The following is a 24,702-nucleotide window of genomic DNA, read 5'->3' on the forward strand; positions in this document are numbered from 1 at the left end:
GAGGTGGTAACAGTGGATGGAATAGGCTCACCTAGTTGGCCTGTAAAAGCCTGCCTGCAACTAATCCCTTTAGTTCCGCGATAAGTATATAGGGTCATCGATTGGAGAGTCTATAAAATTTCAGCAAAGACAAAGAAGTACTGAAAATATTTCATATATTTAAATGTTATGTTTAATAAGATATGATAAAGCTAACTGGGATTTTTAAAATTATTGAAGAACATACTTTTACACCAGATAAATGTTTCTTGTGTGGTTGTCTGCTGACTGACGAAACAAAAACAGAAGAGCATGTAATACCTAAATGGTTGCAAAATCGATTTAATCTATGGGATCAAAAAATATTCTTGCTAAATGGAACTCTACTTCCTTATAGACAGATAACTATTCCGTGTTGTTTTAATTGTAATAATATTCATTTAAAACCCTTTGAAGATAAAGTTCACGAAGCATTTAAGATTGGTTATGAGGCATTTCGAGAATTAGACAAGAATATACTCTTTCTGTGGTTAGGTAAAATTTATTTTGGAATAATTTATCGTGAGCTTTTTTTGCGTATAGATAGATCAAATCCAGAGAAGGGGACTATTACTAGTACAGGATATTTAAAATCTTTTTACTCTCATTTTTTATTCCTACAAGGAATCCGCAAGAAACATTCATTCCAAAACTTTTTTCCTGCTTCTATATTTCTATTTAAAACTCAGAAACCTAAAAGAATCGAAGAGCAATGGGATTTTATTGATAACCAACAATCACTATTCATTTCAATCAGAATGGGTGAAATTGGAATAATAGCTATTTTACAGGATTGCGGAGCAACAAAGCAATTGGAAGGCTTATTAGATCATCATAGAGATATTGAATTGCATCCTTTGCAATTTCGCGAGATAACCGCAAAAATTTTATACAAGAGTTTTTTGATAAATAGAACACCAAAATTTACAAATATCCAAACAGATGATAGAATTGAAACTTACTCCATGCCGTTACAAGGATTCAATAATACTCCCGTATTCGAAGATTGGGACAACGATATTTACTCAATGTTATTATCCAAGTACCTAGAATTACCATTAGAGATTTGTCAACCTGAAAAAGGCAAGGTTTTCACTTGGCTGATGGATAAAAATGGCGAATCAATATTCATACCTGTTGATAAATGACAATCGCGTACAACACCAGTGCCGAAAGTGCAGCTTGGGACAGGGCAAACTCGGCTTTACTCTTTTTCATCTTTATTATGCAAAAGCGCCAATGTCTGGCTTCATTCATTACATTCAACTTTCGTAATTCATATTAAACTCTGGTCACCTGCAGACGAAATAACCTCACCATACATAGTTGTAATACCTTTTCATTAGTAATAAGGGCTAAACAATAAAAAATAACTAATGAAAACATATCTCTTTGTATAGAATCCTAGACGGTGGATTTGGGAAACACTTGAACAAGACATTGGACACGTAGACTTGACCGGAAAATGTTCCCAAAGTTGGAGTTGTGGAAATGCAAAATCAATTCAACTAGGCGACAGAATCTTTTTAGTTAAACTTGGTACAGAACCAAAGGGAGTTATCGGTGCAGGTTTTGCGACAACTGAAGCATTTTTCGATAGACACAGGAGTGGCGAAAATAAAGAGGCTTACTGTATCAATATTGATTTTGAAGTTTTATTAAATTCAGATAAGGAACAGATTCTAACACTAGAAAGATTAAAGACGGGTAGTTTATCTCAACAAAATTGGATACCTCAAACATCAGGAATTTCAATAAGATCTGAACTTGTAGACGAACTTGAAGCAGTTTGATTCTATTTTATAATAACTAAATATGTTAAGCACAATCCTTTCGTCAATGCAGGCAATAAAATTCAAGAGATTTATTCAGAAGGAATACCAAAACAAGTTACGCTTACAAAATACGAGAGAAATCCTTACGCAAGAAAAAAGTGCATAGGATATTTCGGATTTTCTTGCGTTGTGTGTGACTTTAACTTTGAAAAAACTTATGGACAAATTGGCAAACGTTTTATTCATGTTCATCATTTACGTCAAATTGCTTCAGTGGGGGAAACCTATAGTATTGACCCTATAAAAGACTTAGACCTGTATGTCCAAACTGCCATTCAATAATTCACAAACGTAAAATAGCGTTTACCATTGACAAAGTAACTGAAATGATTAATCAAAATAAAAATGGACAAAACAATATTCACTAACATGAGTTTGGCAAAAGTATGTCTGGTGTAATAGGCTGAACATTGAAAATCTAATGAACGTTTGTACTTCGATTTCCCCCACTTCACCAAGCCAACGCACCGTTAACCAACACCATTCTACACCCTTTCCACCCAACTCAAAAACGGCGTCACTTTTAGGCGGCTGACGATGGGGGCTTCGGCGGGGGTGCAGGCGAGGGTTAGGGTTACCTTCCGGTTGAAGTAAGGCTCGATGGCGACAATGGCGTGGCGGTTGACGATCATCTGCCGGTTGATGCGGAAGAACTGGGCGGGGTCCAGGCTGGCTTCTACCTCGTCCATCGTTTTGAACAGCGGGTGCTTTTCGTTCGTCCTCGTGTAGAGGTAACACACCTCGTGCTCGAACGATACAGCGGCAATGTCGGCCACGGCAACCGGCGTCATCTTTTCGCGGAAACGTACCAGAAACGAACTGTTGTAGCGATTCACCAGCTGGGCCGTAACCAGCAGACGGGTCAGCGCCGATACGTCGGGCGTGAGGGCTTTGGTGATCGTATCCAGCTTGGCAAAAGCCGCCCGTACGTGCTGTTCCTCAACGGGTTTCAGCAGGTAGTCGATGCCGTTGGCCCGGAACGCGTCGAGCATATACGCATCGTAGGCCGTGCAGAAAATAACGGGCGACGTTACGGCGACCTGCTTGAAAATTTCGAAGCTGTTGCCGTCGGCCAGTTCGATGTCCATAAACAGCAGATCGGGCGCTTTGGGCAGGTCGCGGAGAAACTGAACCGTTTCGTCAATACTGCCGCAGCTGCCGAGTACCTGCGCGTCGGGACGGACCGACTCAATCAGCCGCTGGAGCGTTCGGGCCAGCCGGGGTTCATCTTCAATGATCAGAATGGTCATGCGTCGAGCAAGGCTACGGTGATGGTAAAGCGTTCATCTGTTTCGTGGATGGTCACGGCGTTGGACAGGCCCAGCAGGGCATAGCGTTTGCGCAGGTTGGCCAGCCCGATCCCCGTCGACTCAACGCCGGTCTGTTTGGGCTGTCTGTTGTTAGCCACCGTGACCGTCCGGGGGTTTTCCTGATAGATACGAATCGATAACGGTCTGGCCATCGACAGGCTGTTGTGTTTGATGCAGTTCTCGACCAGCAGTTGTAGGCAAAAAGCCGGGAGACGTACCTGAGCGGCCACCTGCGGGTCCACCTCGATCACCAGTTTCAGGCCCTCTTCGTACCGAAACCGGAGCATAAACAGGTAATGGTTCAGAAAAGCCAGCTCTTCGCTTAGGCTGGTGGTGGTTTCGTTGCGCTTGCTCAGGAACTGACGGTACACGGTCGACAGTCGGAGCACAAACTGCTCGGCATTCTCGTCTTTTTCGTGGATCATGGCGCGCAACGTACCCAGCGAATTGAACAGAAAATGCGGGTTTATCTGCTGCTTCAGCCCTTCGAGTTCGGCCACCAGATTTTCGGTACGCAGCTGCTCATTCTGCCGTTTCAGGCCCTCCTGCCTGATGGTGCTCAGAAACGCGTACTGGATGGTTGTCAGCAGCAGCGTGGCCGCACACAGGCGGGCTAACAGCTGGTAGGGGTGCTGGCTGTAGTCGGCAAACGCGATCGGAAACCAGCCGCCAGATTCCAGTCCGAAGATCAGCGAGATGACCAGCCCATCACATACGGCCATAACCCCCACCCTCACCAACGGCGCCACCTGAGGGCGGTTGCTGAAGTACATGTTGAGTCCGTAATTCAGCGTCCAGATAACAAACAGGAACAGTGACATGGTCAGCCATACCGTCATCAGTTTTTCGACCGATAAGGGGGGTAGGCTGCTGTCACGGTTCAGTACGCCCAGCGCGGGGATCAGCAGGGCGCAGGCAATACCCAGCCAGTTTATTCTGTTTCGCATAGTATTCGTACGATACTTACGCGAATGTAGGCGTTCGTGGCCAGTAAGTTGACTTGAATACCAGACAGAATCTGGATAGTGTTGCCCGGCTCGCGAAGCATTACACTAACATGGCTAACGTGCGAAGCCTACATGCCCACGAAAGCATCCACCCTTTTTACTTCAGAAACCGGTACAGTTCACTGCCGGCCAGCAGGAACGCGCCGACGCCGAAGTTGGTGGTTGAATTGGCATTGACGACCTGACCGGGAATGGCCTTTTCGCCGATGGGCTGCACGTAGCCAATCTTTCCGTTGGGTTGTAAGGCCACCGTTGATAGGTACGTCCAGCCTTTCAGGGCGGCGGGCAGGTACGTTCGTTTTTTCAGGTAGCCGTTATTAATGCCCCACAGCAGTCCATAGGTGAAGAACGCGGTGCCACTGGTTTCGGGGCCGGGCGCAAAGGCGGGGTCGAGGAGGCTGCGGGTCCAGTAGCCGTCGGGTTGCTGCGCGCTGATGATGGCGTCGGCCATGCGTTTGTATTTATCGATGTATTCGGCGCGGTGCGGGTCGTTCTTCGGCAGATCTTTCAGCACTTTAGCCAGTCCGGCAAAGACCCAGCCATCGCCGCGCGACCAGAAATCTTTACCGCCGTTGCCGCTTTTATGCTTTGGATAAATGTACTTGGCATCGCGGTAATACAGCCCAACCTCCTGATCGTACATGATGCTGTTGGCGTAGGTGAAATACTCGTGCAGCTTGTCGAGGTATTGTTTGTTGCCGGTTAGTTTATAGAGTTTCGTCATCACGGGCATCACCATGTACAGCCCGTCGGCCCACCACCAGTAATCGTTTTTCGACGTGCTCATCTGGTATTCCATCACCTCGCGGGCTCGGGCAATCTTCTTCGGATCAGGGTTGAGGTTGTAAAGGTCGATGTAGGTCTGGAAGCAGATTTGGTAGTCGCCGAAGAGGACGTACTCATCTGTTTCGCCATACGAATATTTCCACTTGGCTTTATCGGTTTCTTTAGCCCCCATCCACTGATTGCGCTCGGCCCAGGCTTCGGAATAGCGGCGGTAGGCCTCGTTTTTGGTCAGGAAATACAGTTCCATGTTGCCGGTATGGTAGGCGGCATTATCCCAGAAAGCGCGGCCGTGGGTTGGGTACGTTGTTTGCCAGTAGTCGTTGGCTCGTTGAACGGCGCTCAGCACATCGGCCGCCACCGGTTTTTTCTGCGCAATGAGCGCGGTGCTAATCAGGAGAAGGAGGAAGGTGGTGTATAGTTTCATATGGGTGGGTGGGGTTTGGGTGGGGCCTAGGACCCCGATACGTTGTCGCTTTCCTGTGGCGAGTGATTTTTATGGGTAGGGCCACGCTGATTTTTTGCAAATCAACTGACCAATATATCTCCGATTGCTGGCAAAATGAAGGAGAGCAACCGCATGCTACGCCCCGCTGGGGCTGAGTGAGGAACGCCACTGCCCCCGGGCTACCGACGCTGCGGCCCGCTGGGCCTACTCAGTACTTGCTTTTTACCTAGCTCCATAAAACCAGACCCGTTTCGCCATCCAGGCCCAGCGGGCCGTAGCATCGGTAGAATGGGGGTTGTGACGTTCCTCAACTCAGCCCCAACGGGGCGTAGCATGCGGTTTAGGCAGGTTGAACATCCAAATTACGCCAACTAAATGGCCCGCTTAATTTGTGGAAATCAATCTGCCCCGTTGGTCGAAAGCAACCTGTCACGTGTCAGCAATAAACCAGCATGTGCCGTTTCTACTTCTTCCAGAATGCCAGATTCCACTCGTCTATCCATTCAACAACGGGTTGGTTGTTTTCGAATTTGATCGGGAGCCAGAGGTACCGGCTATCTTTCAGGTCTTTCGGATTCCAGCGGTCGGCCATGAAAATGAAGGCATCTTTTTTACCCTGTACCGGCAGAATATAGGTCGACTGCCCGTCGAAGGTTTTGTCGGCCATTGGTCCGCGCATGGGGTCGCCCACCAGTTGCCACGGGCCAAAGAGCGACGTGGACACGTGTAGATTGGCTTTGTTGGGCGCCCAGCCGGTGCAACCGCTCGTGATGAGATAATACTTGTTGTCTTTCTTGAAAACGGCTGGTGCCTCGCGGTGATTGCTGAACATAAGTGTGTCCTGCGTGGTGGCGCTGAGGTAATCGTCGGTCAGCTTGCTGATACGCAGGTCGTAGTTTTCGCGGGCCGAATAAATGTGGTAGGCAGATCCGTCATCATCCACGTACAGAGTCATGTCGCGCGACATGTGGCCGTTGGGTCTGAAGCTGTTCAGGTACGTATACGGGCCTGTTGGGTTGTCGCTTGTTGCCACGCCGGCGCGGGCCGCTTTGTAGCCTTGTCGGGGTAGTTCGAGGTGAAACCACATCACGTACTTATTCGTCTTGGGGTTGTAAATCACCTTGGGCCGCTCCATGAGGCCACCCACGGCAATTTCGCTCTGCGGATCGGTCGATTTGGCGAGCGCCATGCCTTCAGCTTTCCAGGTATGCAGGTCTTTCGACGAATACACCGAAATACCCTGTGACGCTGACTGCCCCCGGTTTTCGCCAAACCAGTAATACGTGCCTTTGTCGAACAGTAACCCGCCGCCGTGGGCGTTGATGAGTTCACCCTTATCGTCATACCAGCGTTCGCCGGGTTTAAACTGTGCTTGTGCCGCGCAAAAGTTTGCCCAGAGAGTTAGCGCGATGATGATGAGTTGGATGTGTTTCATAAACGTGTGTTTTTGATGGCTTTAGAGGCGATGATGTATAGTTGGGTACGTTAAGGGCCAGGCGAAAGCAACCTACAGCGCGAAGCCAAAACATGCTTATTTCTGGTAAACCCGTACATAATCGACTTCGTATCGATTTGGAAACGTCGTTGTTGCTGGGTCGCCGCCGTTATCGCCGCCGATGGCCAGGTTTAGCAGCATGTAATGCGGCTGATGAAACGGGTTCTTTCCGGTTCCGTCCTGGTTAATCGTTTCGGTGAGCATCACTTCGTTCAGTAACTCATCATCCACGTATAAACGAATGGCTGTTTGGTCCCAATCCATACGCCAGATGTGAAATTTACTCGACCAGTTCGGGTCGTTGAAGGAGGCCATCGGCTTTTTGGTGGTGCTCCATTTGGCCGTAAACTTTTTCGACGTCCCCCAGGCTACGTTGGCCAGCAGCATATTCCGGTAATACTCCATGATGTCGATTTCGCCGTTAGATGGCCATTCACCCGACACGCCGAGGGTCCAGAAGGCGGGCCAGAGTCCGGGGCTGGTATCAATGCGGCCTCGCATCTCGAACCGGCCGTATTGCCAGGTACGTAGTCCGCTCGTTTTCAGACTTGAGGCCGAATAGTCGATGGTAGGGCGGTTGGTTTTCCAGTTGCGGCTGTCGGGCTGGTAGTTCGGGTTTGGTCGATTCTCTTTCCGGGCTTCGATGATCAGAAACCCGTTTTCACAGCGTGCATTATCTGGCTGATACCACTGCAATTCGTGGTTCCTGACGAATCCCTGCTCGAACGTCCAGTTTTTAGGGTCGGGTGGGCCGGCGATGTTAAACTCGTCTGACCAGACCAGTTTCCAGTCGGTTGACTGGCAGTAACTGATCTGGCTAAACAGCAATAAAGTGAAGAAAAGAAGGTGTTTCACGAGAGTTGCGTAAGGTGTTTGGTAAGTTGGCCGATGCTGGCGCGAGGATTTCCTCGTGCCTATAATTTGCAAGCATTCGCTTGCACAGCGCGAAAGCGCAATACGGTAGGGCCTAATTTTACTTACCAATTAATGTGCTCTACCCTTGCGCTTTCGCGCTGTGCAAGCGAATGCTTGCGATATAAAAGGCACGAGGAAATCCTCGCGCCAGCTACGCAACCCTACCAACCCGGATTTTGCCGCATGGCCGGGGCTTTGCGAACTTCTGAATCAGGGATGGGTAGCAGGTACATTTCGGGGCGGAAGTTATGCTGCCGAATCGAATTAACGACCGAGTACGTGTACGTCGTTCCTGATCTAACGATCCGAATCCGTTTGTTGAAACCGTTGTTGACCACCATGGCCGTTTTCCAGCGGCGGATGTCGTTCCAGCGGTGATCTTCAAAGGCCAGTTCAATACGCCGCTCATTACGAACTACTTCGCGCATTTCGTCTTTGGTCATGTTCGCTTTCAGACCGTACAGGTTATCGGCTCCCGGCAAAATACCGGCCCGGCTCCGCAGTTCGATTAGCTTGGGATAGGCCAGGGCTGTTTGTCCGGTTTCGTTGATAGCCTCGGCGTAGTTCAGCAACACTTCGGCGTAGCGGAGCAGGGGCCAGCCCCGGTTGGTATTGAAGCTGCTGTTGGCCGAAATATTCACGTCGCACATCTTCCGGCTGTAGTACCCCGTTGTCTGACCAGCCGACGTAAAGCCATCGGTTGGTGCGTTTTCGTAGGTAAACACCGGAGCCAGCGCATTGGCCGACGGCAGGTAATACAGCGATTCGTTGTAGACGATACTGTAGCCAAAACGCGGGTCGCGGTTGACGTACGGATTGGCCGGATTATAGCCCGATGTGGGGTCAGTGATTGGCTTACCATTGTTCATCGGAAAAGCCTCGGCCAGGTTGTGCGATGGCATGGCGTTGTTGGCTCCCCCACGCGACGGCATGTTGTAGAAACCCTCCATATCGCGGTTAGCTCCCCGGTTCTGAAACACGATGTACTCAGAGTTTACCCGCTTCAGAAACAATTGCGAAAAGCCGTAGCCGGGAGCCGTAGTGTTGTCTACGTTCAATGAATAGGTACCGGTGTTGATCACCGCCTGCGCGGCATCGGCCGCTTTTTGCCAGTGAGCTACATCATAGGTTGGGTTGCTGACAATTTTGGCCAGTTCGGCATCCGTCGTTTCGGCACCGCCGTTGAAGAGTGGGCTGGCCGCCTGCAGCAGCACCCGCGATTTCAGGGCCAGGCAGGCTCCCCGCGTAATGCGGCCGTAATTTTGCTCCGAATATTCGTTGGCCGTTGGTAGCAGCGGCGCAATGGCGTCGAGTTCGGTGGTCAGGTACGTTACACATTCGGCGTAGCTGTTTCGGGGCTGGTTGATAAAGTCGTTGATCGTAAACACCTTATCGCCAATGAGCGGAACCCCGCCAAACGTGATGAGCAGCCAATGATAATACCAGGCGCGTAAAAAGCGGGCTTCGGCGGCTACCCGCGCCTGCAACGGAGCCGACAGGGGCGTAGTGGGCAGCTTTTCCAAGAAAAGGTTTACCCGACGGATGTTGTTGTAGGGCGTCGACCAGAACTCGAAGAACGGGAAGTTGGTCGGGCTGACGGTACCGCTGTAGAGCACCACGGCTTTCTGACCGGTACCCGAAAACTTGTACTCGGCATCGTCGGTGGCTTCTTCGGTATTGCCGTGCGAATCCCAGCGACCTTTCGTGAAACTGAAGCCGAGGTCGCCGTAAATACGCGACAGAAAGGCCATCGTGCGGGTGCTGTCGGTGAAAACGAGTTCTTCGGTCAAAGCACTCGTTTTGGGCTCCAGAAAGTCATCAGACTGCTGGCAGGCCACCGAAGCCGTGAGGAGGAAAAGTATGAATAGTATCTTTTTCATGACATGTATTGTCATTAAGTGGTCATTAGATGGTCATTACGCTACGCTGTCATTAAATGGTCATTACTCGCAAAGGACAATCAATGACTACTTAATGAATACTTAATGACAGCGTAGCGTAATGACATTTTTCAAAAGGTAGCGCTGACGCCAAAGTTGAGCAGGCGTTGCGGCGGATAACTGGCCCGGTCGGTAGCCGTTGTGATTTCGGGGTCGAGCTGATATAGTTTGCTCAGCTTGGTAATGGTGAACAGGTTAGACCCGTTGACGTACACGCGGGCATCCTTCAGGCCCAGCCGTTTGGTGAAGCCGCCTGGAATATCGAAGTTGATTTGGGCGGTCCGTAGCCGCAGGTAGTCGCCGGGAATCAGCCAGAACGTAGACGGGAACGCCGATGGATCGCTGATGCCGCCCAACAGGGTCAGGCGTGGGTATTTGGCGGCGTCGCCCAGTTCGGGGGTCCAGGCCTGTTCGTGAATAGCGGTCAGGTTCGACGAGAACGCCCGGATCGATTCGGCTACGCCACGCACGCTGAAATTGCGGGCTCCCTGCAAGAGGGCGCTGAAACTGATTCCCTTGTAACGCAGGCCCAGGTTAATGCCGTATACGGTGTTGGGCGCATTTGGAAAACCGTTGACCGACGCATCGAAGCCATCGATTTTACCATCGTTATTCAGGTCGGCATACTTCAGGTCGCCGGGTTGTACCGGAACGGCTGTTTTGGGGCTGGCGGCAATATCGGCGGCATCTTTGTAGAAGCCAACAAACGTGTAGACCCGTTGCTGCCCGATGCTGTTGCCGGTAAACGTCTGGTACGGATATAAAGCCGTGGGTTCGTCCTGGAATACGATCTTGTTCTTGGCAAACGAGTAGTTACCCTTCACCGAATACGAAAACCCATTCTTCACGGGGCTTTGGTAACCCAGTTCCAGTTCATACCCCCGGTTGTTTACTTTACCCAGATTGACCGGTGGTAAACCCTGACCGAAAATGGCCGATACGGTGCCCCGCGTGGTCAGAATGTCGTATCGGTTGTTGTCGAAATAGTCGATGCTACCCGTTACTTTGCTGTTGAACAAGCCAAATTCAAGCGCTATGTCGAGCTTGTTTTCCTTTTCCCAGGTCACGTCATTATTGGCCAGGGTGCCTTCCACAATACCGGTGTAGTTGTTGTTGGAGTAGCCAAAATCAGCCACGGTGGCCCCATTTCCGTTGGCGTAGTTCTGCTGGTAATAGTAGCTGAACGACGACCCGATGGCATCGTTACCCACCACCCCATACGACCCGCGCACCTTCAGGAAATCGACGGTAGTGACGTTGTTCTTGAAAAACGGTTCTTCCGAAATGTTCCAGCCTGCCGACACTGCCGGGAAGAAACCAAACCGTTTGTCGCTTACGAACCGGTCAGAGCCATTGTAGGCTGCATTGAACTGGAACAGGTACTTGTCGCGGTAGTCGTAGCCAATCCGTCCCGAATAGCCCTGGAAATTGCTCGGAATGAAATTGTAAATCGCGTTGCTGTTAAACGCCGTGTTCGAGGTTCGGTTGAAAAGGCCCAGACCATACAGGTGATGGAAACCAAACGTGCGGTCGTAGTTCAGAATGGCCTGCACATTCAGCACCCGCGATGTGCTATTGGGGCTGTAGCCGAGGAAGAACCGACGTACCCGGTACACGTTCGGGTCGCGGGGTTCATAGGTGTCGGCGGCCGAATTGTAGATGAACGACGGGAACTGGTCGCGGGTCATGCTGCGGCCATAGGCGTAGTTGCTCGTATATGAAGCCCGCCCCTGTATGTCGAGCCCTTTGGTCAGGAAATTTAGTTTTTGCTTGGCCGACGCAATGAAGTTGATGTTGCTCTCATTACTCCGGTTGTAGCCATAATACGACAGGCGGCCAATGACGTTGTTGACGTTGTAGTTCGGGTTTTCATTCCGAATCCAGGTGCTATAGCCCAGCGATCCATCCGGGTTGTAGAGCGGATAGGCGAAAGGAGCCAGGGTCAGGAAGCTGCTGTAATCGTAGAAGAGGTCGTTATAGCCAAACGGACTGCCTACCTGTGGCGTGTTCACCTGGCCGAAGTTGCCGTACAGATCCAGGCGCAGATCCAGGGTTTTGGTCACGTTCATATCCAGGTTCGAGCGGTAGTTGTAGCGTTCGTAGGAGTAGTTGCTGTTCACGCCCTGCCCTTCACCGTAGTTTTTCAACATACCACCCTGATTCAGGTAGCCCACCGACACAAAGTATTTCACCCGTTGCGTACCGCCCGACAGATCGAGGTTGGCGCGGTACTGCTGGCTGAATTTCTTGAACAGTACATCTTTCCAGTTGATGTTCGGGTGCCCGTAGGGGTCGCTGCCGTTGCGGAACAGCTCCAGATCTTCGGCCGTAAAACGGGGGCGGAACGTCGAGCTAGGGTTGGCCGTGTTGTCGTTGATCTGCGCCTGGTTATACAGGCTGGCACTTTTGTAGGCGTCCAGGTACGTTGGTATGATCGTTGGCTGTGACAGCGCCGATTCCAGACGCATGGTGATTTGCGGAGGGCCTTCTTTACCCCGGCGGGTGGTCACCACAATAACACCGTTGGCACCCCGAACCCCGTAAATAGCCGTTGTCGAGGCATCTTTCAGAATCGACAGGCTTTCGATTTCGTTAGGATCGAGGCGGGCAAACTGCTCATAGGAGAACTGAATATCGTCCACAATGATCAGTGGCTGATTGTTGCCGTTATATGAGCTGAGACCCCGGATGTAGAAGTTGGCCCCGTCGGCACCGGGCCGGCCCGATGGCTGCTGCGAGAAGAAACCCGGCAGCCGACCGGCGAGTGTGTTCTGTAAGCTGGCGGCGGGGTTTTCCCGAATATCGGCGCCGCTCACCGAGCTGATGGCCCCGGTCAGGGTCAGTTTTTTCTGCTGACCGTAGCCAACCACCACTACTTCGTTCAGGCTGTTTTCGTCGGCCTCGAGCGTTATGTTGGCGGTGTTGCGATTGCCCAGGGCCACTTCCTGCAACTTAAAACCAATCGAACTCACAACCAGTATGTTGCTTTGCCCACGCAGCGTAATGCGGTACTGTCCGTTGGCGTCGGTGGTGGTTCCGTTGGTGGGAACGCCCTTTTCAACAACCGTAACGCCCGGCAGCGATTCTTTGGCGTCGGAAACGACCCCGCTCACCACCCGACCCTGCGCATAGGCCGCCTGACTGGCAAGCACCGCGAAGAGGGAGAGAATAAATAGTAATTTTTTCATAGTTCAGAAGGAAACAGAGAGAAAGAGAATGGAACGAACAGTGGTTCTTACCAGCCTTCGTTCTGCACCAGGTTGAGGTTCTTTGTTGTTTCGTCGTACGGTAATGGCATATAATAGAGTCGGTTAGAGAACAGGGCGGTGCTCACCTGAACCCGGTTATACGTGAAGGTGCCATCGGTGTTGCGGGTAATCTGCTGGCCAAAGAGTGGTGTGTTCAGCGCGGTTTCGGCAATTTTCCAGCGGCGCACATCCCAGAACCGGTGCTCTTCAAAGGCCAGTTCAACCCGGCGTTCGTTCTGAATCAGGGCGCGTAGTTCGGACTGGGTGATGCCAGTTTTAATGCCGTAGCGGCTGTTGGTTCCCGCTTTAATGCCCGCCCGCTTTCTGATGTCGGTGATCTGTTTCACGGCGTCTTCCGTGCGGCCCACTTCGTTGAGCGCTTCGGCATAATTCAGCAAGACCTCGGCGTAGCGGAAAATTGGGAAGTTGTGGCTCTGGTTGGTGTAGGTCGTGTTGTTCGAGAAATCGGCCATGAATTTGCGCAGGTAATAGCCAGTGCGGGTCTGCACAATGCTGCCCCCCGGCCGGTCACGTCCGCCCGTAAAGGTTTCTACGTTTCGTTGCAGCCACCGTTGCCCGTTGAAAAACACCGTCACAGACAGGCGTGGGTCGCGGGCTGTGTAGGGTGCCTGTGGGTTGTAGCCCGAAGCCGGGTCGGTGATGGGCAGGCCGGTGTCGGTTGTAAAGGCATCGACCAGATTCTGGGTGGGGCTGGTCAGTCCCTGGCTGGCGGTAGGAGCACCATAGCCAACCGGTGCGTTCAGACTCTCGATGGAGGTGTTGTTGCCCGATTGTTTCGCCAGAATGATCTCCGTGTTTTTCTTCACCACAAACACGTTGTTGAACACCGGTTGCAGCGCGTAGTAGTTCAGAGCAATCAGTTCGGCGGCTGCATCAACGGCTTTCTGCCAGCGGGTTGGGTCGCTGGTGGGGTAGCCCGTCAGCGCTCTTTTCGTAGCGTCGTTGCTGATACCACCGCCGTTGAACAACGGACTGGCGGCGTACAGGAGCGTGCGTGCTTTCAGAGCAATAGCAGCCCCCCGGGGCACCCGCCCCCATTCGTTGTCAGAAACGGGTTCTTTGCGCAGGGTTGTTTTCACCTCGTCGCACTCGGCAACAATGTAGTTGATGCTTTGCTCGAAGGTGTTTCGGGGTAACGAGAGGTCATCATTAAGGGTGAAAATCTTATCGCCGATCAGGGGAACACCACCGTAGCGTTTTACCAGTTCAAAATAGAGCAGGGCGCGAATAAACCGGGCCTCGGCCTTCCAGGTAGTGATGCTCGCGGCCGTTGCGGGCACCTTGTCGATGTTGGCCAGGAAGATGTTTACCCGCCGAATACCGGCATAGCTGTTTCCCCAGTACGGATCCGGGTTGTTGACCACGCTGATGAACCCATTGGTGTAATACTCGACCGGCCGGTTCGTGCGAGAGGGAATGGCATCGCCGGAGGCAGCATCCAGAAAATCGCCATTGTTAGCGCCAATCCGGTTGAAGCCGCCGGGAATGTAGTTGTAGATATCATTGAGGAAAAAGACAGCCAGGGTGGCGTTGCGGTCCTGTTCGTCCCAGACCAGATCTTCTTTGATCCAGTCGCGGGGTTCGGTTTCTACCCGCTCGCAGGCGGAGCCAATCATGGACAGAGCCACGATCAATACGCTGATATATAATTTCTTACACATGGTTTTCACAAGTTTGTTCGGGTTGCCCTAGAGTTTCAGGTTGAGACCGACGTTGAGTAAGCGCTGTACCGGGTAGGTGCTCAGGTAGCTTTCCGGGTCGATGGTCCGGTCTTTATTCGCCGTCAGCAGGTTGGTGCCGTTGGCAAACACCCGGATCGATTGCACCCGAATGCGGCTCAGAATCTGCACCGGAATGGTGTAGCCTACCTCCACGTTTTTCAACCGGATGTAATCGCCCGACCGCATCCAGTACGATGAGGTGGCCTGATTGTTCACGTTGTTGCCAATCCAGACGCGTGGGTACGTTCCCTCGGTGTTGGTGGGTGTCCAGCGGTCGAGATGCTGCTCATACGCCTGCCCGAAACCGTTGTTCTGGAAAGCCCACATCGAGGGTCCCTGTAGGTAAATCTGGCGGTTAGCAACACCCTGCACCAGCGCCGAGAGGTCGAATCCCCTCCAGCGGAAACCGAGGCTGGCACCAAACGGAATCGAAGGTTTGGTGTTGCCAATAACCGCCTGATCGAACTGGTCGATGACACCATCGGCGTTCAGATCTTTGTACTTGATGTCGCCGGGTTGTGGCGTGTAGCCAACCACGGTGGCGCTGTTTCTAATCTCTTCGGCGGTCTGGAACAGGCCATCGGCGAGGTAGCCAAATGCCTGCCCAACGCGCTGACCGGTGCGGCGCATCCAGTCGTAGGGCCGAAACACTTCATCCATAAACAGCACTTCCGACGACTGGAAACCCGCATTGACGGTGGCGTAGTAGCCAAAACCCTTTGTCTCCTGCTGGAAACTCAGTTGCAGGTCGACGCCCGAGAACCGGTTTTGCCCGATGTTCTCGTCCGGGAAGGTGTTGCCCAGTAGCGTTGAGTTACGGCCGCGCTGCATCAGCAGGTCGTAATACTTCATGTTGTAGTATTCGACCGTGAAGCCCAGGTGGTTGTTGAAAACCGCGCCCTGAAGTCCGAGATTCAGCTTGTTGGCCTTTTCCCAGGTGATGTTGCTGTTGGCAATGGGCTGTTCGGTTATGGAGGTGTTGCCCCCCGCACCCGTTCCGAACACCGCGCTTGGGCTGTCGAAATAGCGCTGTATGTAGCTGAAGTAGCCGGGGTTATCGAAGCCGGTTTTGCCGTATGAGCCAAACAGTTTCAGGTACGAGAGCCAGTTGTATGATTTCAGGAAATCTTCCTGATTGATATTCCAGGCCAGACCCACCGCCGGGAAGAAGCCGTATTGGGTACGTCCTCCGTCGGGGTAACGGTTCGAGCCGTTCAGCCCGAAGGAGACTTCGGCCACGTATTTCTGATTGTAGTTATACGACGCTCGGCCCGAGGTGCCGGTGATGGTGTAGGGCAGGTCTGAGCCCGTCACCGAGTTTTGCCGGTTGGCCAGCAACAGCGCGTTGAACCCGTGCGCCCCGAAGGTGCGGTCGTATCCCAGGGTGAACTCTAAATAATCGGACCGGCCCTGATATTCGATGCCATTTGCGTTGCCCTGATCACCATTGAGCCCAAACTGCTGATAGGTTTCGGTGCCCGTGGGCGAGATGTTGCGCTGGAAAACGGCGAAGGTCTTGGCCCGGAAGATGTTTTCCGACAGGGTGGCGTAATACGAACCCATGGCACGTACCCAGAGACCCGGCGTCAGTTCATCCAGCGTACGTTTCAGGTAGAAATCGGCGAGCATATCGCGCTTGAAATTCTGCTGGTAGCCCGATCCAATGGTCTGCGCCCAGATGTTGGTCTGGTATTGCTGGCTGCCGCCGTATGAACCGTTGGGGTTGAACACCGGATAGGCGTTGTTGGGCGTCAGTAGTACGTTGTTCAGAATAGAGCCCGTTCCGAAACCGGCGTCGTTGCCGTTCAGAATGCGGCCCAGCAGGTAAATGCCGCCTGTCAGCTTGCTGTTTAGCTGCAAGTCAACGTTGGAGCGGACGGTAAACGCCTTGAAATTATTGTTGGTGTTGTAGGCGTTGGCGTCGCTCTCGCGCAACAGCCCCGTTTGGTTGATGTGGTCGAGCGAGACAAAGTATTTCGAGAAATTGTTGCCGCCACTAGCGCTGAACGTGTAGCGGTCGAATCGCGACGAAGGCTTGGTCACCTGCTCGCGCCAGTTTACGTTGGGGTACCGAAAAGGGTCAGAGCCGGTGTCGTAGGCCTGAATGGCCGCATCGGTATATACGGGAGCCTGTCCGTCGTTTTGCAACGCTTCGTTATACAGCCGGGCATATTGACCGGCATTGAGTGGTGTTGGAAAGCGGAGTGGTTCCTGAATGGCCGTTTGTGCCGTAAACGAAATGCGCTGCCGGGCCGGCGACCCTTTGCGCGTCGTAATCACCAACGCCCCGTTCGACGCTCGAACGCCCAGCATGGCTGTAGAAATGGCGTCTTTAAGCACCGTGATCGATTCGATCTCTTCCAGATCGAAAACGGTAAGCTGACGCGGAATGCCGTCAATAATCACCAGCGGATTCTGGTTGCGGAGCGACACGGCGGTGCCATCACTGCCGGGTTGCCCAAGTGTCTGGTTTGTGAATAAACCCGCCAATCGGCCCGATAAAGCGCTAAGCACCGAGGTAACCGGCATTTTTTGCAAGTCGTTGTTATACACCGCCTGTGTCGATGCCGACGTGAGGTCGGCGCGAGTGCTGGTGTTGAACAGCATGCGTACCGGTTTCAGGCGGGCAACGGCGGGGTTCTTAGTGCTGAGCACAATGACGGGAGCCATGTTGGTGCCCACGGTATAGGTGGTCACCACCGACCCGGCAACCAACACGTCGAGCACATCGCCTTTTTTGGCGCTGCTCATGTCTAGTGCGCTCAAGCCGTCGGTTACCATCGATAGCCCGTTGGTGCGGTTGGTAACGGTTACGCCCACTAGTGGCTCTTCATTCTCATCAATGATCAACGGCCTGAACGTAGGGGCTACCACCGTTGTCGAATCTGCTCCTTTCTGCTGCGCGAAAGCCCCGATTGGCCCTGCATGTAACAGCACTGCACCAACTAGAGTCAGTAGCCATTTAGAAGGTCGAGGGCGTCTGTGTTTGAGTAGTAAGTCGGCCATATAGTCTGGTTTCGATTAAATCAATCATTTGAATAATGCAAAACTATATGGACGGCTGTTGACCGTTAGGGGGTGTTTTATCCAATAAAAGGGGGGTATTTCGTCTCAGAGAGAATTCTGCCAACGGATGGGTATTGCCAGAGGCATTCAGTCCTCTGTTGCGCTGCTACATTACGTTGCTTGCTCAGTAGGAGCGCAGCAGAGGACTGAGGACAGAAGACAGAAGATTTGCGCTGGGCAACAAAGCGATTCAGTACTTCGTGACGAGTAATACTAACGGCTTTCGCATGACAGACCAAAGCCAGTTGCCCGTGCTAACACCCGCCGATATGGTCCGCCAACTGAGCTAACATTGTTTGGTTTTCGTGAACTAGTAGCGCTTTTGTCATCCCGACCGGGACGCGTAGTCGGCAGGAGGGATGACAAAAGCGCTGCTAGTTCAGCCTATTCGAGTACTGGTCAGATCTATTTTCTGAGTCATTTTCCCCAATACTCGCCGATAACGCCCAGCAGTTCGGGCTGAACGGCACAACCGGCTACTACGTCGCCGCCGAAGAGGGTTGAATCACCGCCCTCGAAATCAGTGACGATGCCGCCTGCTTCGCGCACAAGGCAGATGCCCGCTGCCATATCCCACGATTTCAGGTTGTATTCGAAAAATGCTTCGAATCGACCCGCCGCTACGTAGGCGAGGTCAATGGCGGCCGAACCCATGCGGCGCAGGCCGTGGGTACGTTGCATGAGTTGCTCCAGAATGTGCAGGTACGGCTGCATCTGCTCGAATCGGTAATAGGGAAAACCTGTCGCAATCAGGCCATCGGCCAGCTTCTGTGCACCCGACACACGCATGGGTTGCTCGTCGCCACCGCCTACGCTGAGCCACGCCCCTTGCCCTTCAGCGGCCGAGAAACACTCGTCACGGTTTGGGTCGTACACTACTCCCGCAATGGGGCTGTTACCCTGCGCGAGGCCAATGCTGACGGCGAAAATGGGTAGTCCGTGAATGAAGTTTGTCGTTCCGTCAAGGGGGTCGATGATCCAGTTCAGCCCTGATTTGTCGGCCTGATCGGTGGTGCCTTCTTCGGTGATGAAACCGGCTTCGGGCAACAGCGCGCGGAGCTTCGGCACCAGCATTTTCTCGCACTCTTTATCGACATACGATACCAGGTCATTCAGCCCTTTGTATTCAATAGCGTCGAGGCTGAATTTCTGGCGTTCGGCCAGCAGGAACGTACCTGCGTCGCGCGCAATAGCGTTGAGATCAGCGCGAAAGTTATCTGAAAAAGTCATGATGTAATGGTACGCGGATCGCGCGGATTTAAAGGGATTTACACAGATGCTTTTGGTACGCAGATTAGAATGGTACGCGGATTAAAGGGATTTAAAATGATTGACCGCAGCGGCGGACCGTGCAGATTTTTAGATTAAAACAGATTGGCTGCGCATCCGCTTAAATCCAAAAACCTGCACGGTCCGCCGCTGCGGTGAATCTGTTTAATCCTTTTAAATCCGTGTTCTATTAAAAATCCGTTTAATCCGCCAAATCCGCGTACCATCATCCGCGTACTAACTCGGTTACAGGGCGTTCGGTTTTTACCCATGAGCGGAAGAGCGCCCGCACCAGCAACGTACCTACGAAGAGGGTGTCGGCAAAACCGGGGGCGTTCAGTATGAACAGCGAAACGATTAACAGCAGGGCTGTAATACGGAAATATGTGCCGCGCTCGAATGGGTGTCGTTTGGGCGAGGTAGCCCAGAAAACGCCTGGCAGGTGCAGTGGCATCAGCCAAAGCAACGTGGGGTTCCAGGTCGTTACGCCGTGATCGGTGGCAAACCAGAGCAGGAACAAAAACCAGCCCCATGCCCCCGCAAAGCCGAACAGCACTCTATCCAGCCAGAAACCTGCCCGCTCACCCCGATTCCAGTGTATCCATGTCAGCAAAGCGACGATGATCAGCAGTACCAGAAACACGAAATCGGGATAAGCCACAATAGGCAGCGTATTTTTGAAAAAGGGTTGCCCCTCAAAGATCGTTTGCGTTTGGGCAACCAGCGGTACTAACTGCCCGTTGGGCAAACGTACCTGCGCTTTAGTCAATTGATCGAACACGTTGTTGGGCAGATACATCGCCTCCCAACCCGACGTGACCTTATCGGCCGGGCGACCAATAGCCAGGTTCATACCCAACCGTTCCCAGGGTTTTGCCCCCAGATAATCGTTCATCCAGCCGCGGTACGATTTGGTGGGTTGCTTCACCTGCGGCGACCAGAGCAGGCTGTCGCCCATCGCTGCCGTGATCATGTCGCGGGGGCGGGTCGAGCAGTTGTCGTAGTAGAATTTGTAGCTGTATTCCCGGTTTTGTGGCAACAGGTTTGTTTCCAGTGCCGTATATAATCGTTGCCGCTGTGGGGCCGACATATTCAGCACCTGCTCGCGAATACTCCGGTTGTTCTGCTGGTAATAATAGGCGACCTGAAACAGGTTGTGCGATGAGATATGATAAGGCAACGTACCCCGCAGAAACTTAAGCTCGAAATAATCGGCCCGGTAATCGAATCCGCCGTAGCTATAGTTGACATCAATACCCGTTGCAGGGTCGGTGATGCGAATCTCGGTATGCCCGAATACCGACGAAATATCATCGTTGCCGGGTCCGTATGTAATCAAGCTCACGCGTGCCGACGGCGAAAGCTGCTGGGCTGATGCGTCGATGAACAGTGAAGAATGAAGAAAGAACAGGACTGTCAGAACATACCTCAGTAGCTGGTCAGGATTTGCCATCCTGACCCTACTACCCGCGCGTTTGCAACGCGCATTTATTTCTAGTAAAGCCACAAATGCGCGTTGCAAACGCGCGGGTAGTAGGGTCAGGATGGCAAATCCTGACCAGCTACTCATCATCTTCGTCCTCGTCGGTTGCCCGTTGTTTGTAATAGTCATCGCCTTTTTTGTTGCGTTTCTGTTCAGTTGCCTCTGCTTTACCACCCACGCACAACACGATTTCGCCTTTGATGGGTTTCGCCGCAAAATACGCCTGAATCTCGGTCAACGTACCCCGCACCGTTTCTTCAAACAGCTTGGTCAACTCGCGCGATACACTCGCGGGGCGGTCGGCGCCAAACACCTCGGCCAGTTGCTCCAGCGTTTTTAGCAGCCGGTGCGGTGATTCGTAGAAAATCATGGTCCGGGTTTCATCGGCCAGGGCTTGTATCCGGGTTTGTTTGCCTTTTTTGTGGGGCAGGAAGCCTTCAAACGTGAAGCGGTCTGTTGGCAGGCCCGAATTGACCAGTGCTGGCACAAAGGCTGTGGCCCCCGGCAAACACTCCACCGGAATATCGGCCTCAATACAGGCGCGTACCAGCATAAAACCGGGGTCCGACACGGCGGGTGTACCGGCATCAGACACCAGCGCCAGCGTTTTTCCGCTTTTCAATTGGGCAATAATCTTCTGAATGGTCCCGTGCTCGTTGAAGATATGGTAGCTGTGCAGCGGCTTACTGATGCTGAGGTGTTTCAGCAAAAAACCCGACGTGCGGGTATCTTCGGCTAGAATGCCATCAACGCTTTGCAGCACCTTAACCGCCCGCAGCGTAATATCATCAAGGTTGCCAATGGGCGTAGGAACGAGGTAAAGTTTCATGGGCAGTAAGTCGATAGCACTTAGCACTGACGACTTAAATTTTATCAATCGCTGCCGCCAGCGTGCGGTCTTTTTCGGTCACGATATCACCCGCGTCGTGGGTCGTGAGTTCGATGGTTACCTTGTTGTAGACGTTGGTCCAGAACGGATGATGATCCATTTTTTCGGCGATCAGCGCCACGCGGGTCATAAAGGCAAACGCCTCTGTGAAGTCAGCAAAGGTAAAGTGCCGAACAAGCTTATTGTCTGTTTCCTGCCACATAAAGTAACGTTGATGTGTAGGGGCGGCCCATCGTGGCCGCCCGCTTTCGGGCGCGATAGCGACCGCCTGTAGTGAAAAAATATTTCAGTTGATATAACGTATTCGCTCTATAGGCGGTCGCTACCGCGCCCGAAAGCGGGTAGCCACGATGGGCTACCCCTACACATCTACCATCTGGGGATTATGCTTTATAAAAAATCCACTTCGATAACTCGCGGTAGGTTGGCTTTTTGCCGTACATCAGAATACCCACGCGGTAAATGCGGGCGGCCAGCCAGGTGGTGCCAATAAAACCGGCTATCAACAGGCTCATGCTCAGCGCAATTTGCCAGACCGGTACGCCGAACGGAATACGGATCATCATAATAATGGGCGACGTCAGCGGTACCATCGACATCCAGAAGGCGAGCGGTCCGTCGGGGTCGCGGATGATCAACTGCGATAGGGCAATGGAGGCGATGATGGGAATGGTGATGGGCAGCATAAATTGCTGCGTCTCCGTTTCACTGTCAACGGCAGCGCCAATGGCCCCGAAGAGGGAACTGTAGAGCAGGTAACCACCCAGGAAGAAGAACAGAAAACAACCCGCAATCAGAGGGACGTTCAGGGTTTTAAGAGCGGCTGTCATTTCGGCCACCGGATTTTTCGAGTCTTCCATCTTCTTCTGCACGTCGCTTTGCCCCGGTACAGCGCTCATCTGCGTAGATCGGGCATTGGCGGCTGTTTTGGCGTACTTCGCCCCGAAAATGGCCGAACCGGCCGACACAACGCCGATCGTAAGCAAAATCCAGAGCGTAAACTGCGTGAGGCCTACCAAACCAACCCCTACAATTTTGCCCATCATCAACTGAAAGGGCTTTACCGACGAAATAATAACTTCGATAATCCGATTGGTTTTCTCTTCTAATACTCCCCGCATTACCTGCGCTCCGTAGATGAACACCGACATGTAGATCAGGAAACCGCAGATGCCACCAATAACCGTAGTAATGATGGAGTTGGTGCTTTTTTCGCCTTCATCACTCAGGTTAATTGTTTTGGCCGACACCCTCGTTTTGGCGTCTTTAATCACCTGTTGCGTAATACCCGACCGGCTCAGCTTGATCGTTTCAATCTCCTTGGCAATTGCTGATTCAATGTTGCTTTGCAGGTTGAGGCTCACACTCTTATTCGAGTAAATCTGCACCGTTCTGGGCTGCTCAATAACGTCTTTCGGAATGATGGCCAATGCATCGTAACTCTTGGCGACCAACTGTTTTTTAGCCTTTTCCGGCGAGTCGTTCACATACACAAACGCCGTTTCATCGTCGCCTTTCAGCTTATTTACAAACTGACCGTTCTGGTCGATAACGGCTATTTTCTTCAACGATACCGACCCAATGGTAGCCCAGATAATGGCCCCGTAAAAGGCAGCCAACAGTAGTGGTGCCAGAAGGGTCATAACGATAAACGACTTTTTCCGGACCCTTACCAGATACTCCCGTTTGATGATAATAAGTATAGTGTTCATAAGGCAGCGGTACCGATGGCTTTGATAAAGATGTCGTTCATACTCGGAATATTCTCACCAAACAGCCGAACCGAAACCCGGTCGATCAGCAGGCGAATCAGGTCGTTTACGGCGGCGTCGGCCGGAATTTTAATGTCGGCGCGGTTGAAACCATCCTCACTTTTACCGGCATCGGTAACGGTGAACGCAGTAGGTAGCTGACTCAGATCGCCCTGGTATTCAACCCGGTAGGTATGGGTCTTAAACTGCTCCTTGATGGTGAGTTTGGGTCCGTCGAGGATTTTTTTCGAGCGGTGAATCAAGGCTATATGGTCGCAAAGTTCTTCCACAGTTTCCATGCGGTGCGTCGAAAAAATGATCGTCGTTCCTTTCTGGCGCAGTTCCAGAATCTCGTCGCGGATGAGGTTGGCGTTGATTGGGTCGAAGCCGGAAAAAGGTTCGTCGAGAATGAGCAGGTCGGGCTGATGCAGCACCGTGGCTACAAACTGAACCTTTTGCTGCATGCCTTTCGAGAGGTCTTCCACGTTTTTGCTCCACCAGGTCTTGATCTCGAATTTCTCGAACCAGATCTTGAGCTTGTCCATCGCCTGCTTTTCGGTAAGCCCTTTGAGCTGAGCCAGATACAGCAGTTGTTCGCCCACCTTCATCTTCTTGTACAGGCCCCGCTCTTCGGGCAGGTAGCCAATACGCCGGATATGTTCGGGGCCAAGCGGTTTCCCTTCAAAAAGTACATCACCCCCATCGGGACCGGTAATCTGGTTAATGATACGGATGAGCGATGTTTTGCCGGCTCCGTTTGGGCCCAGTAAACCGAATATACTTCCCTTCGGAATACTCAGGCTGACGTCGTCGAGCGCCCGGTGTTGGGCGTATTGTTTGGTAATGTGGCGGGTTTCCAGAATAGCCATTTGCGTGTTCCAATAATAAATAGCCTTACTGATGGCAGATAGTCAAAGATAGCCGAAGCCCTTATACCCCGGCGACGTCATTGGTAGAGAGCGGTTGAATTCATACAGGAAAGGCAAAAAAACAGCCCCCATCTGTGAAGAAGAGGGCTGTTTTTGCTCGAAAACAGAAATTAGGCTTTAACAACCGTTGTTTTAGCCCATTTATCGCCAAATCGTTTTCCATCACTGCTGAACACCATCAGCGCATCCACGATGTTGAAAAGCGGTATGATCTGGCTGATATAACGAATCACGCCGGCTCCATAATCGCCCATAATTCCCGTTCCGGTAACTCCACTGACAACCTTGATGTTCATGGCTTTTTTACCGAAACTCTGGCCGTTGAAATAAGGCAATGTGTCTCGTGTAGCCATATATACTATAGCCAGTAATTGCGCCAGCACACGCAGGCCAGGCGATATGGCAACGAGCAATGCAACTGGGATAGCTACAACGATGACGTCGATCAGGAGGGCGACAAAGCGTTGGCCGGGCGTTGCTTTTACAAATGTAGAAGGGCTAAACGACGAATAAGGTGTTGGTTCCATGGCGGTTAAGAGTAGGTATGTGTTTAAGGATGAGCGGTCAATTTAGA

18 protein-coding genes are annotated in these 24,702 nt (G+C 52.2%); 2 read left to right on the forward strand and 16 right to left on the reverse strand.

The genetic code is table 11. The features are described 5' to 3' along the window. Positions 1–182 precede the first annotated feature (182 nt). Entirely contained in the window at positions 183–1,166 is a 984-nt protein-coding gene (locus ACAW87_RS22265) for a hypothetical protein (protein WP_370725859.1), read from the forward strand. Positions 1,167–1,472: 306 nt separating this feature from the next. Beyond that, complete coding sequence (locus tag ACAW87_RS22270) at positions 1,473–1,811, forward strand: EVE domain-containing protein (RefSeq protein WP_370725860.1); 339 nt, start codon at positions 1,473–1,475, stop codon at positions 1,809–1,811. A gap of 527 nt (positions 1,812–2,338) precedes the next feature. On the opposite strand, the gene ACAW87_RS22275 is transcribed toward ACAW87_RS22270, so the two are convergent. The 16 genes from ACAW87_RS22275 to ACAW87_RS22350 all read right to left on the reverse strand — a co-directional run bounded on the left by ACAW87_RS22275 (position 2,339) and on the right by ACAW87_RS22350 (position 24,655). Beyond that, a complete protein-coding gene (locus ACAW87_RS22275; RefSeq protein WP_370725861.1) occupies positions 2,339–3,103 on the reverse strand; it encodes a LytR/AlgR family response regulator transcription factor in 765 nt (254 codons plus the stop codon). Further along, on the reverse strand, positions 3,100–4,110 hold the full coding sequence (locus ACAW87_RS22280; RefSeq protein WP_370725862.1) for a sensor histidine kinase: 1,011 nt from the start codon (positions 4,108–4,110) through the stop codon (positions 3,100–3,102). Before ACAW87_RS22280 ends, ACAW87_RS22275 begins: the two co-directional genes overlap by 4 nt. Before the next feature lie 157 nt (positions 4,111–4,267). Then, a complete protein-coding gene (locus ACAW87_RS22285; protein ID WP_370725863.1) occupies positions 4,268–5,380 on the reverse strand; it encodes a glycoside hydrolase family 88/105 protein in 1,113 nt (370 codons plus the stop codon). A 484-nt stretch (positions 5,381–5,864) separates the two neighbouring features. Further along, positions 5,865–6,836 carry a glycoside hydrolase family 43 protein gene (locus ACAW87_RS22290; RefSeq protein ID WP_370725864.1) on the reverse strand — a complete coding sequence of 324 codons (972 nt, stop codon included), beginning with the start codon at positions 6,834–6,836 and terminating at the stop codon, positions 5,865–5,867. 96 nt (positions 6,837–6,932) lie between these two features. Further along, complete coding sequence (locus ACAW87_RS22295; protein WP_370725865.1) at positions 6,933–7,751, reverse strand: glycoside hydrolase family 16 protein; 819 nt, start codon at positions 7,749–7,751, stop codon at positions 6,933–6,935. Positions 7,752–7,972: 221 nt separating this feature from the next. After that, on the reverse strand, positions 7,973–9,691 hold the full coding sequence (locus ACAW87_RS22300) for a RagB/SusD family nutrient uptake outer membrane protein (protein ID WP_370725866.1): 1,719 nt from the start codon (positions 9,689–9,691) through the stop codon (positions 7,973–7,975). Between the two features lie 131 nt (positions 9,692–9,822). Continuing rightward, positions 9,823–12,939 carry a SusC/RagA family TonB-linked outer membrane protein gene (locus ACAW87_RS22305; RefSeq protein WP_370725867.1) on the reverse strand — a complete coding sequence of 1,039 codons (3,117 nt, stop codon included), beginning with the start codon at positions 12,937–12,939 and terminating at the stop codon, positions 9,823–9,825. A gap of 47 nt (positions 12,940–12,986) precedes the next feature. Further along, positions 12,987–14,681 carry a RagB/SusD family nutrient uptake outer membrane protein gene (locus ACAW87_RS22310; protein ID WP_370725868.1) on the reverse strand — a complete coding sequence of 565 codons (1,695 nt, stop codon included), beginning with the start codon at positions 14,679–14,681 and terminating at the stop codon, positions 12,987–12,989. A 27-nt stretch (positions 14,682–14,708) separates the two neighbouring features. Continuing rightward, positions 14,709–17,747, reverse strand: a complete 3,039-nt coding sequence (locus tag ACAW87_RS22315; RefSeq protein WP_370725869.1) for a SusC/RagA family TonB-linked outer membrane protein — start codon at positions 17,745–17,747, stop codon at positions 14,709–14,711. Positions 17,748–18,224: 477 nt separating this feature from the next. Next, entirely contained in the window at positions 18,225–19,037 is an 813-nt protein-coding gene (locus tag ACAW87_RS22320) for an inositol monophosphatase family protein (protein WP_370725870.1), read from the reverse strand. A 265-nt stretch (positions 19,038–19,302) separates the two neighbouring features. Further along, entirely contained in the window at positions 19,303–20,421 is a 1,119-nt protein-coding gene (locus ACAW87_RS22325) for a lipoprotein N-acyltransferase Lnb domain-containing protein (protein ID WP_370725871.1), read from the reverse strand. Between the two features lie 217 nt (positions 20,422–20,638). Continuing rightward, positions 20,639–21,388, reverse strand: coding sequence for a 16S rRNA (cytidine(1402)-2'-O)-methyltransferase (rsmI, locus tag ACAW87_RS22330; RefSeq protein ID WP_370725872.1), 750 nt, complete (start codon positions 21,386–21,388; stop codon positions 20,639–20,641). A gap of 34 nt (positions 21,389–21,422) precedes the next feature. Continuing rightward, complete coding sequence (locus ACAW87_RS22335) at positions 21,423–21,650, reverse strand: 4a-hydroxytetrahydrobiopterin dehydratase (protein ID WP_370725873.1); 228 nt, start codon at positions 21,648–21,650, stop codon at positions 21,423–21,425. A gap of 181 nt (positions 21,651–21,831) precedes the next feature. Then, positions 21,832–23,160 (reverse strand): ABC transporter permease, encoded by a 1,329-nt coding sequence (locus tag ACAW87_RS22340; protein ID WP_370725874.1) that lies wholly within the window; start codon positions 23,158–23,160, stop codon positions 21,832–21,834. After that, positions 23,157–24,068, reverse strand: a complete 912-nt coding sequence (locus ACAW87_RS22345; RefSeq protein WP_370725875.1) for an ABC transporter ATP-binding protein — start codon at positions 24,066–24,068, stop codon at positions 23,157–23,159. Before ACAW87_RS22345 ends, ACAW87_RS22340 begins: the two co-directional genes overlap by 4 nt. 170 nt (positions 24,069–24,238) lie before the next feature. Then, the gene (locus ACAW87_RS22350) at positions 24,239–24,655 is read right to left on the reverse strand and encodes an RDD family protein (RefSeq protein WP_370725876.1); all 417 of its coding nucleotides are present in this window, start codon (positions 24,653–24,655) and stop codon (positions 24,239–24,241) included. Positions 24,656–24,702 lie beyond the last annotated feature (47 nt).

Source organism: Fibrella aquatica (assembly GCF_041321135.1).
GTDB classification, from domain to species: domain Bacteria; phylum Bacteroidota; class Bacteroidia; order Cytophagales; family Spirosomataceae; genus Fibrella; species Fibrella aquatica.

What these genes read in the sequence shown, in the direction of transcription:
- rsmI (WP_370725872.1), bottom strand. Translation starts at nt 21,388, where the DNA reads ATGAAACTTTACCTCGTTCCTACGCCCATTGGCAACCTTGATGATATT.
- ACAW87_RS22265 (WP_370725859.1), top strand. Translation starts at nt 183, where the DNA reads ATGATAAAGCTAACTGGGATTTTTAAAATTATTGAAGAACATACTTTT.
- ACAW87_RS22320 (WP_370725870.1), bottom strand. Translation starts at nt 19,037, where the DNA reads ATGACTTTTTCAGATAACTTTCGCGCTGATCTCAACGCTATTGCGCGC.
- ACAW87_RS22285 (WP_370725863.1), bottom strand. Translation starts at nt 5,380, where the DNA reads ATGAAACTATACACCACCTTCCTCCTTCTCCTGATTAGCACCGCGCTC.
- ACAW87_RS22280 (WP_370725862.1), bottom strand. Translation starts at nt 4,110, where the DNA reads ATGCGAAACAGAATAAACTGGCTGGGTATTGCCTGCGCCCTGCTGATC.
- ACAW87_RS22300 (WP_370725866.1), bottom strand. Translation starts at nt 9,691, where the DNA reads ATGAAAAAGATACTATTCATACTTTTCCTCCTCACGGCTTCGGTGGCC.
- ACAW87_RS22315 (WP_370725869.1), bottom strand. Translation starts at nt 17,747, where the DNA reads ATGGCCGACTTACTACTCAAACACAGACGCCCTCGACCTTCTAAATGG.
- ACAW87_RS22350 (WP_370725876.1), bottom strand. Translation starts at nt 24,655, where the DNA reads ATGGAACCAACACCTTATTCGTCGTTTAGCCCTTCTACATTTGTAAAA.
- ACAW87_RS22335 (WP_370725873.1), bottom strand. Translation starts at nt 21,650, where the DNA reads ATGTGGCAGGAAACAGACAATAAGCTTGTTCGGCACTTTACCTTTGCT.
- ACAW87_RS22340 (WP_370725874.1), bottom strand. Translation starts at nt 23,160, where the DNA reads ATGAACACTATACTTATTATCATCAAACGGGAGTATCTGGTAAGGGTC.
- ACAW87_RS22310 (WP_370725868.1), bottom strand. Translation starts at nt 14,681, where the DNA reads ATGTGTAAGAAATTATATATCAGCGTATTGATCGTGGCTCTGTCCATG.
- ACAW87_RS22275 (WP_370725861.1), bottom strand. Translation starts at nt 3,103, where the DNA reads ATGACCATTCTGATCATTGAAGATGAACCCCGGCTGGCCCGAACGCTC.
- ACAW87_RS22290 (WP_370725864.1), bottom strand. Translation starts at nt 6,836, where the DNA reads ATGAAACACATCCAACTCATCATCATCGCGCTAACTCTCTGGGCAAAC.
- ACAW87_RS22305 (WP_370725867.1), bottom strand. Translation starts at nt 12,939, where the DNA reads ATGAAAAAATTACTATTTATTCTCTCCCTCTTCGCGGTGCTTGCCAGT.
- ACAW87_RS22345 (WP_370725875.1), bottom strand. Translation starts at nt 24,068, where the DNA reads ATGGCTATTCTGGAAACCCGCCACATTACCAAACAATACGCCCAACAC.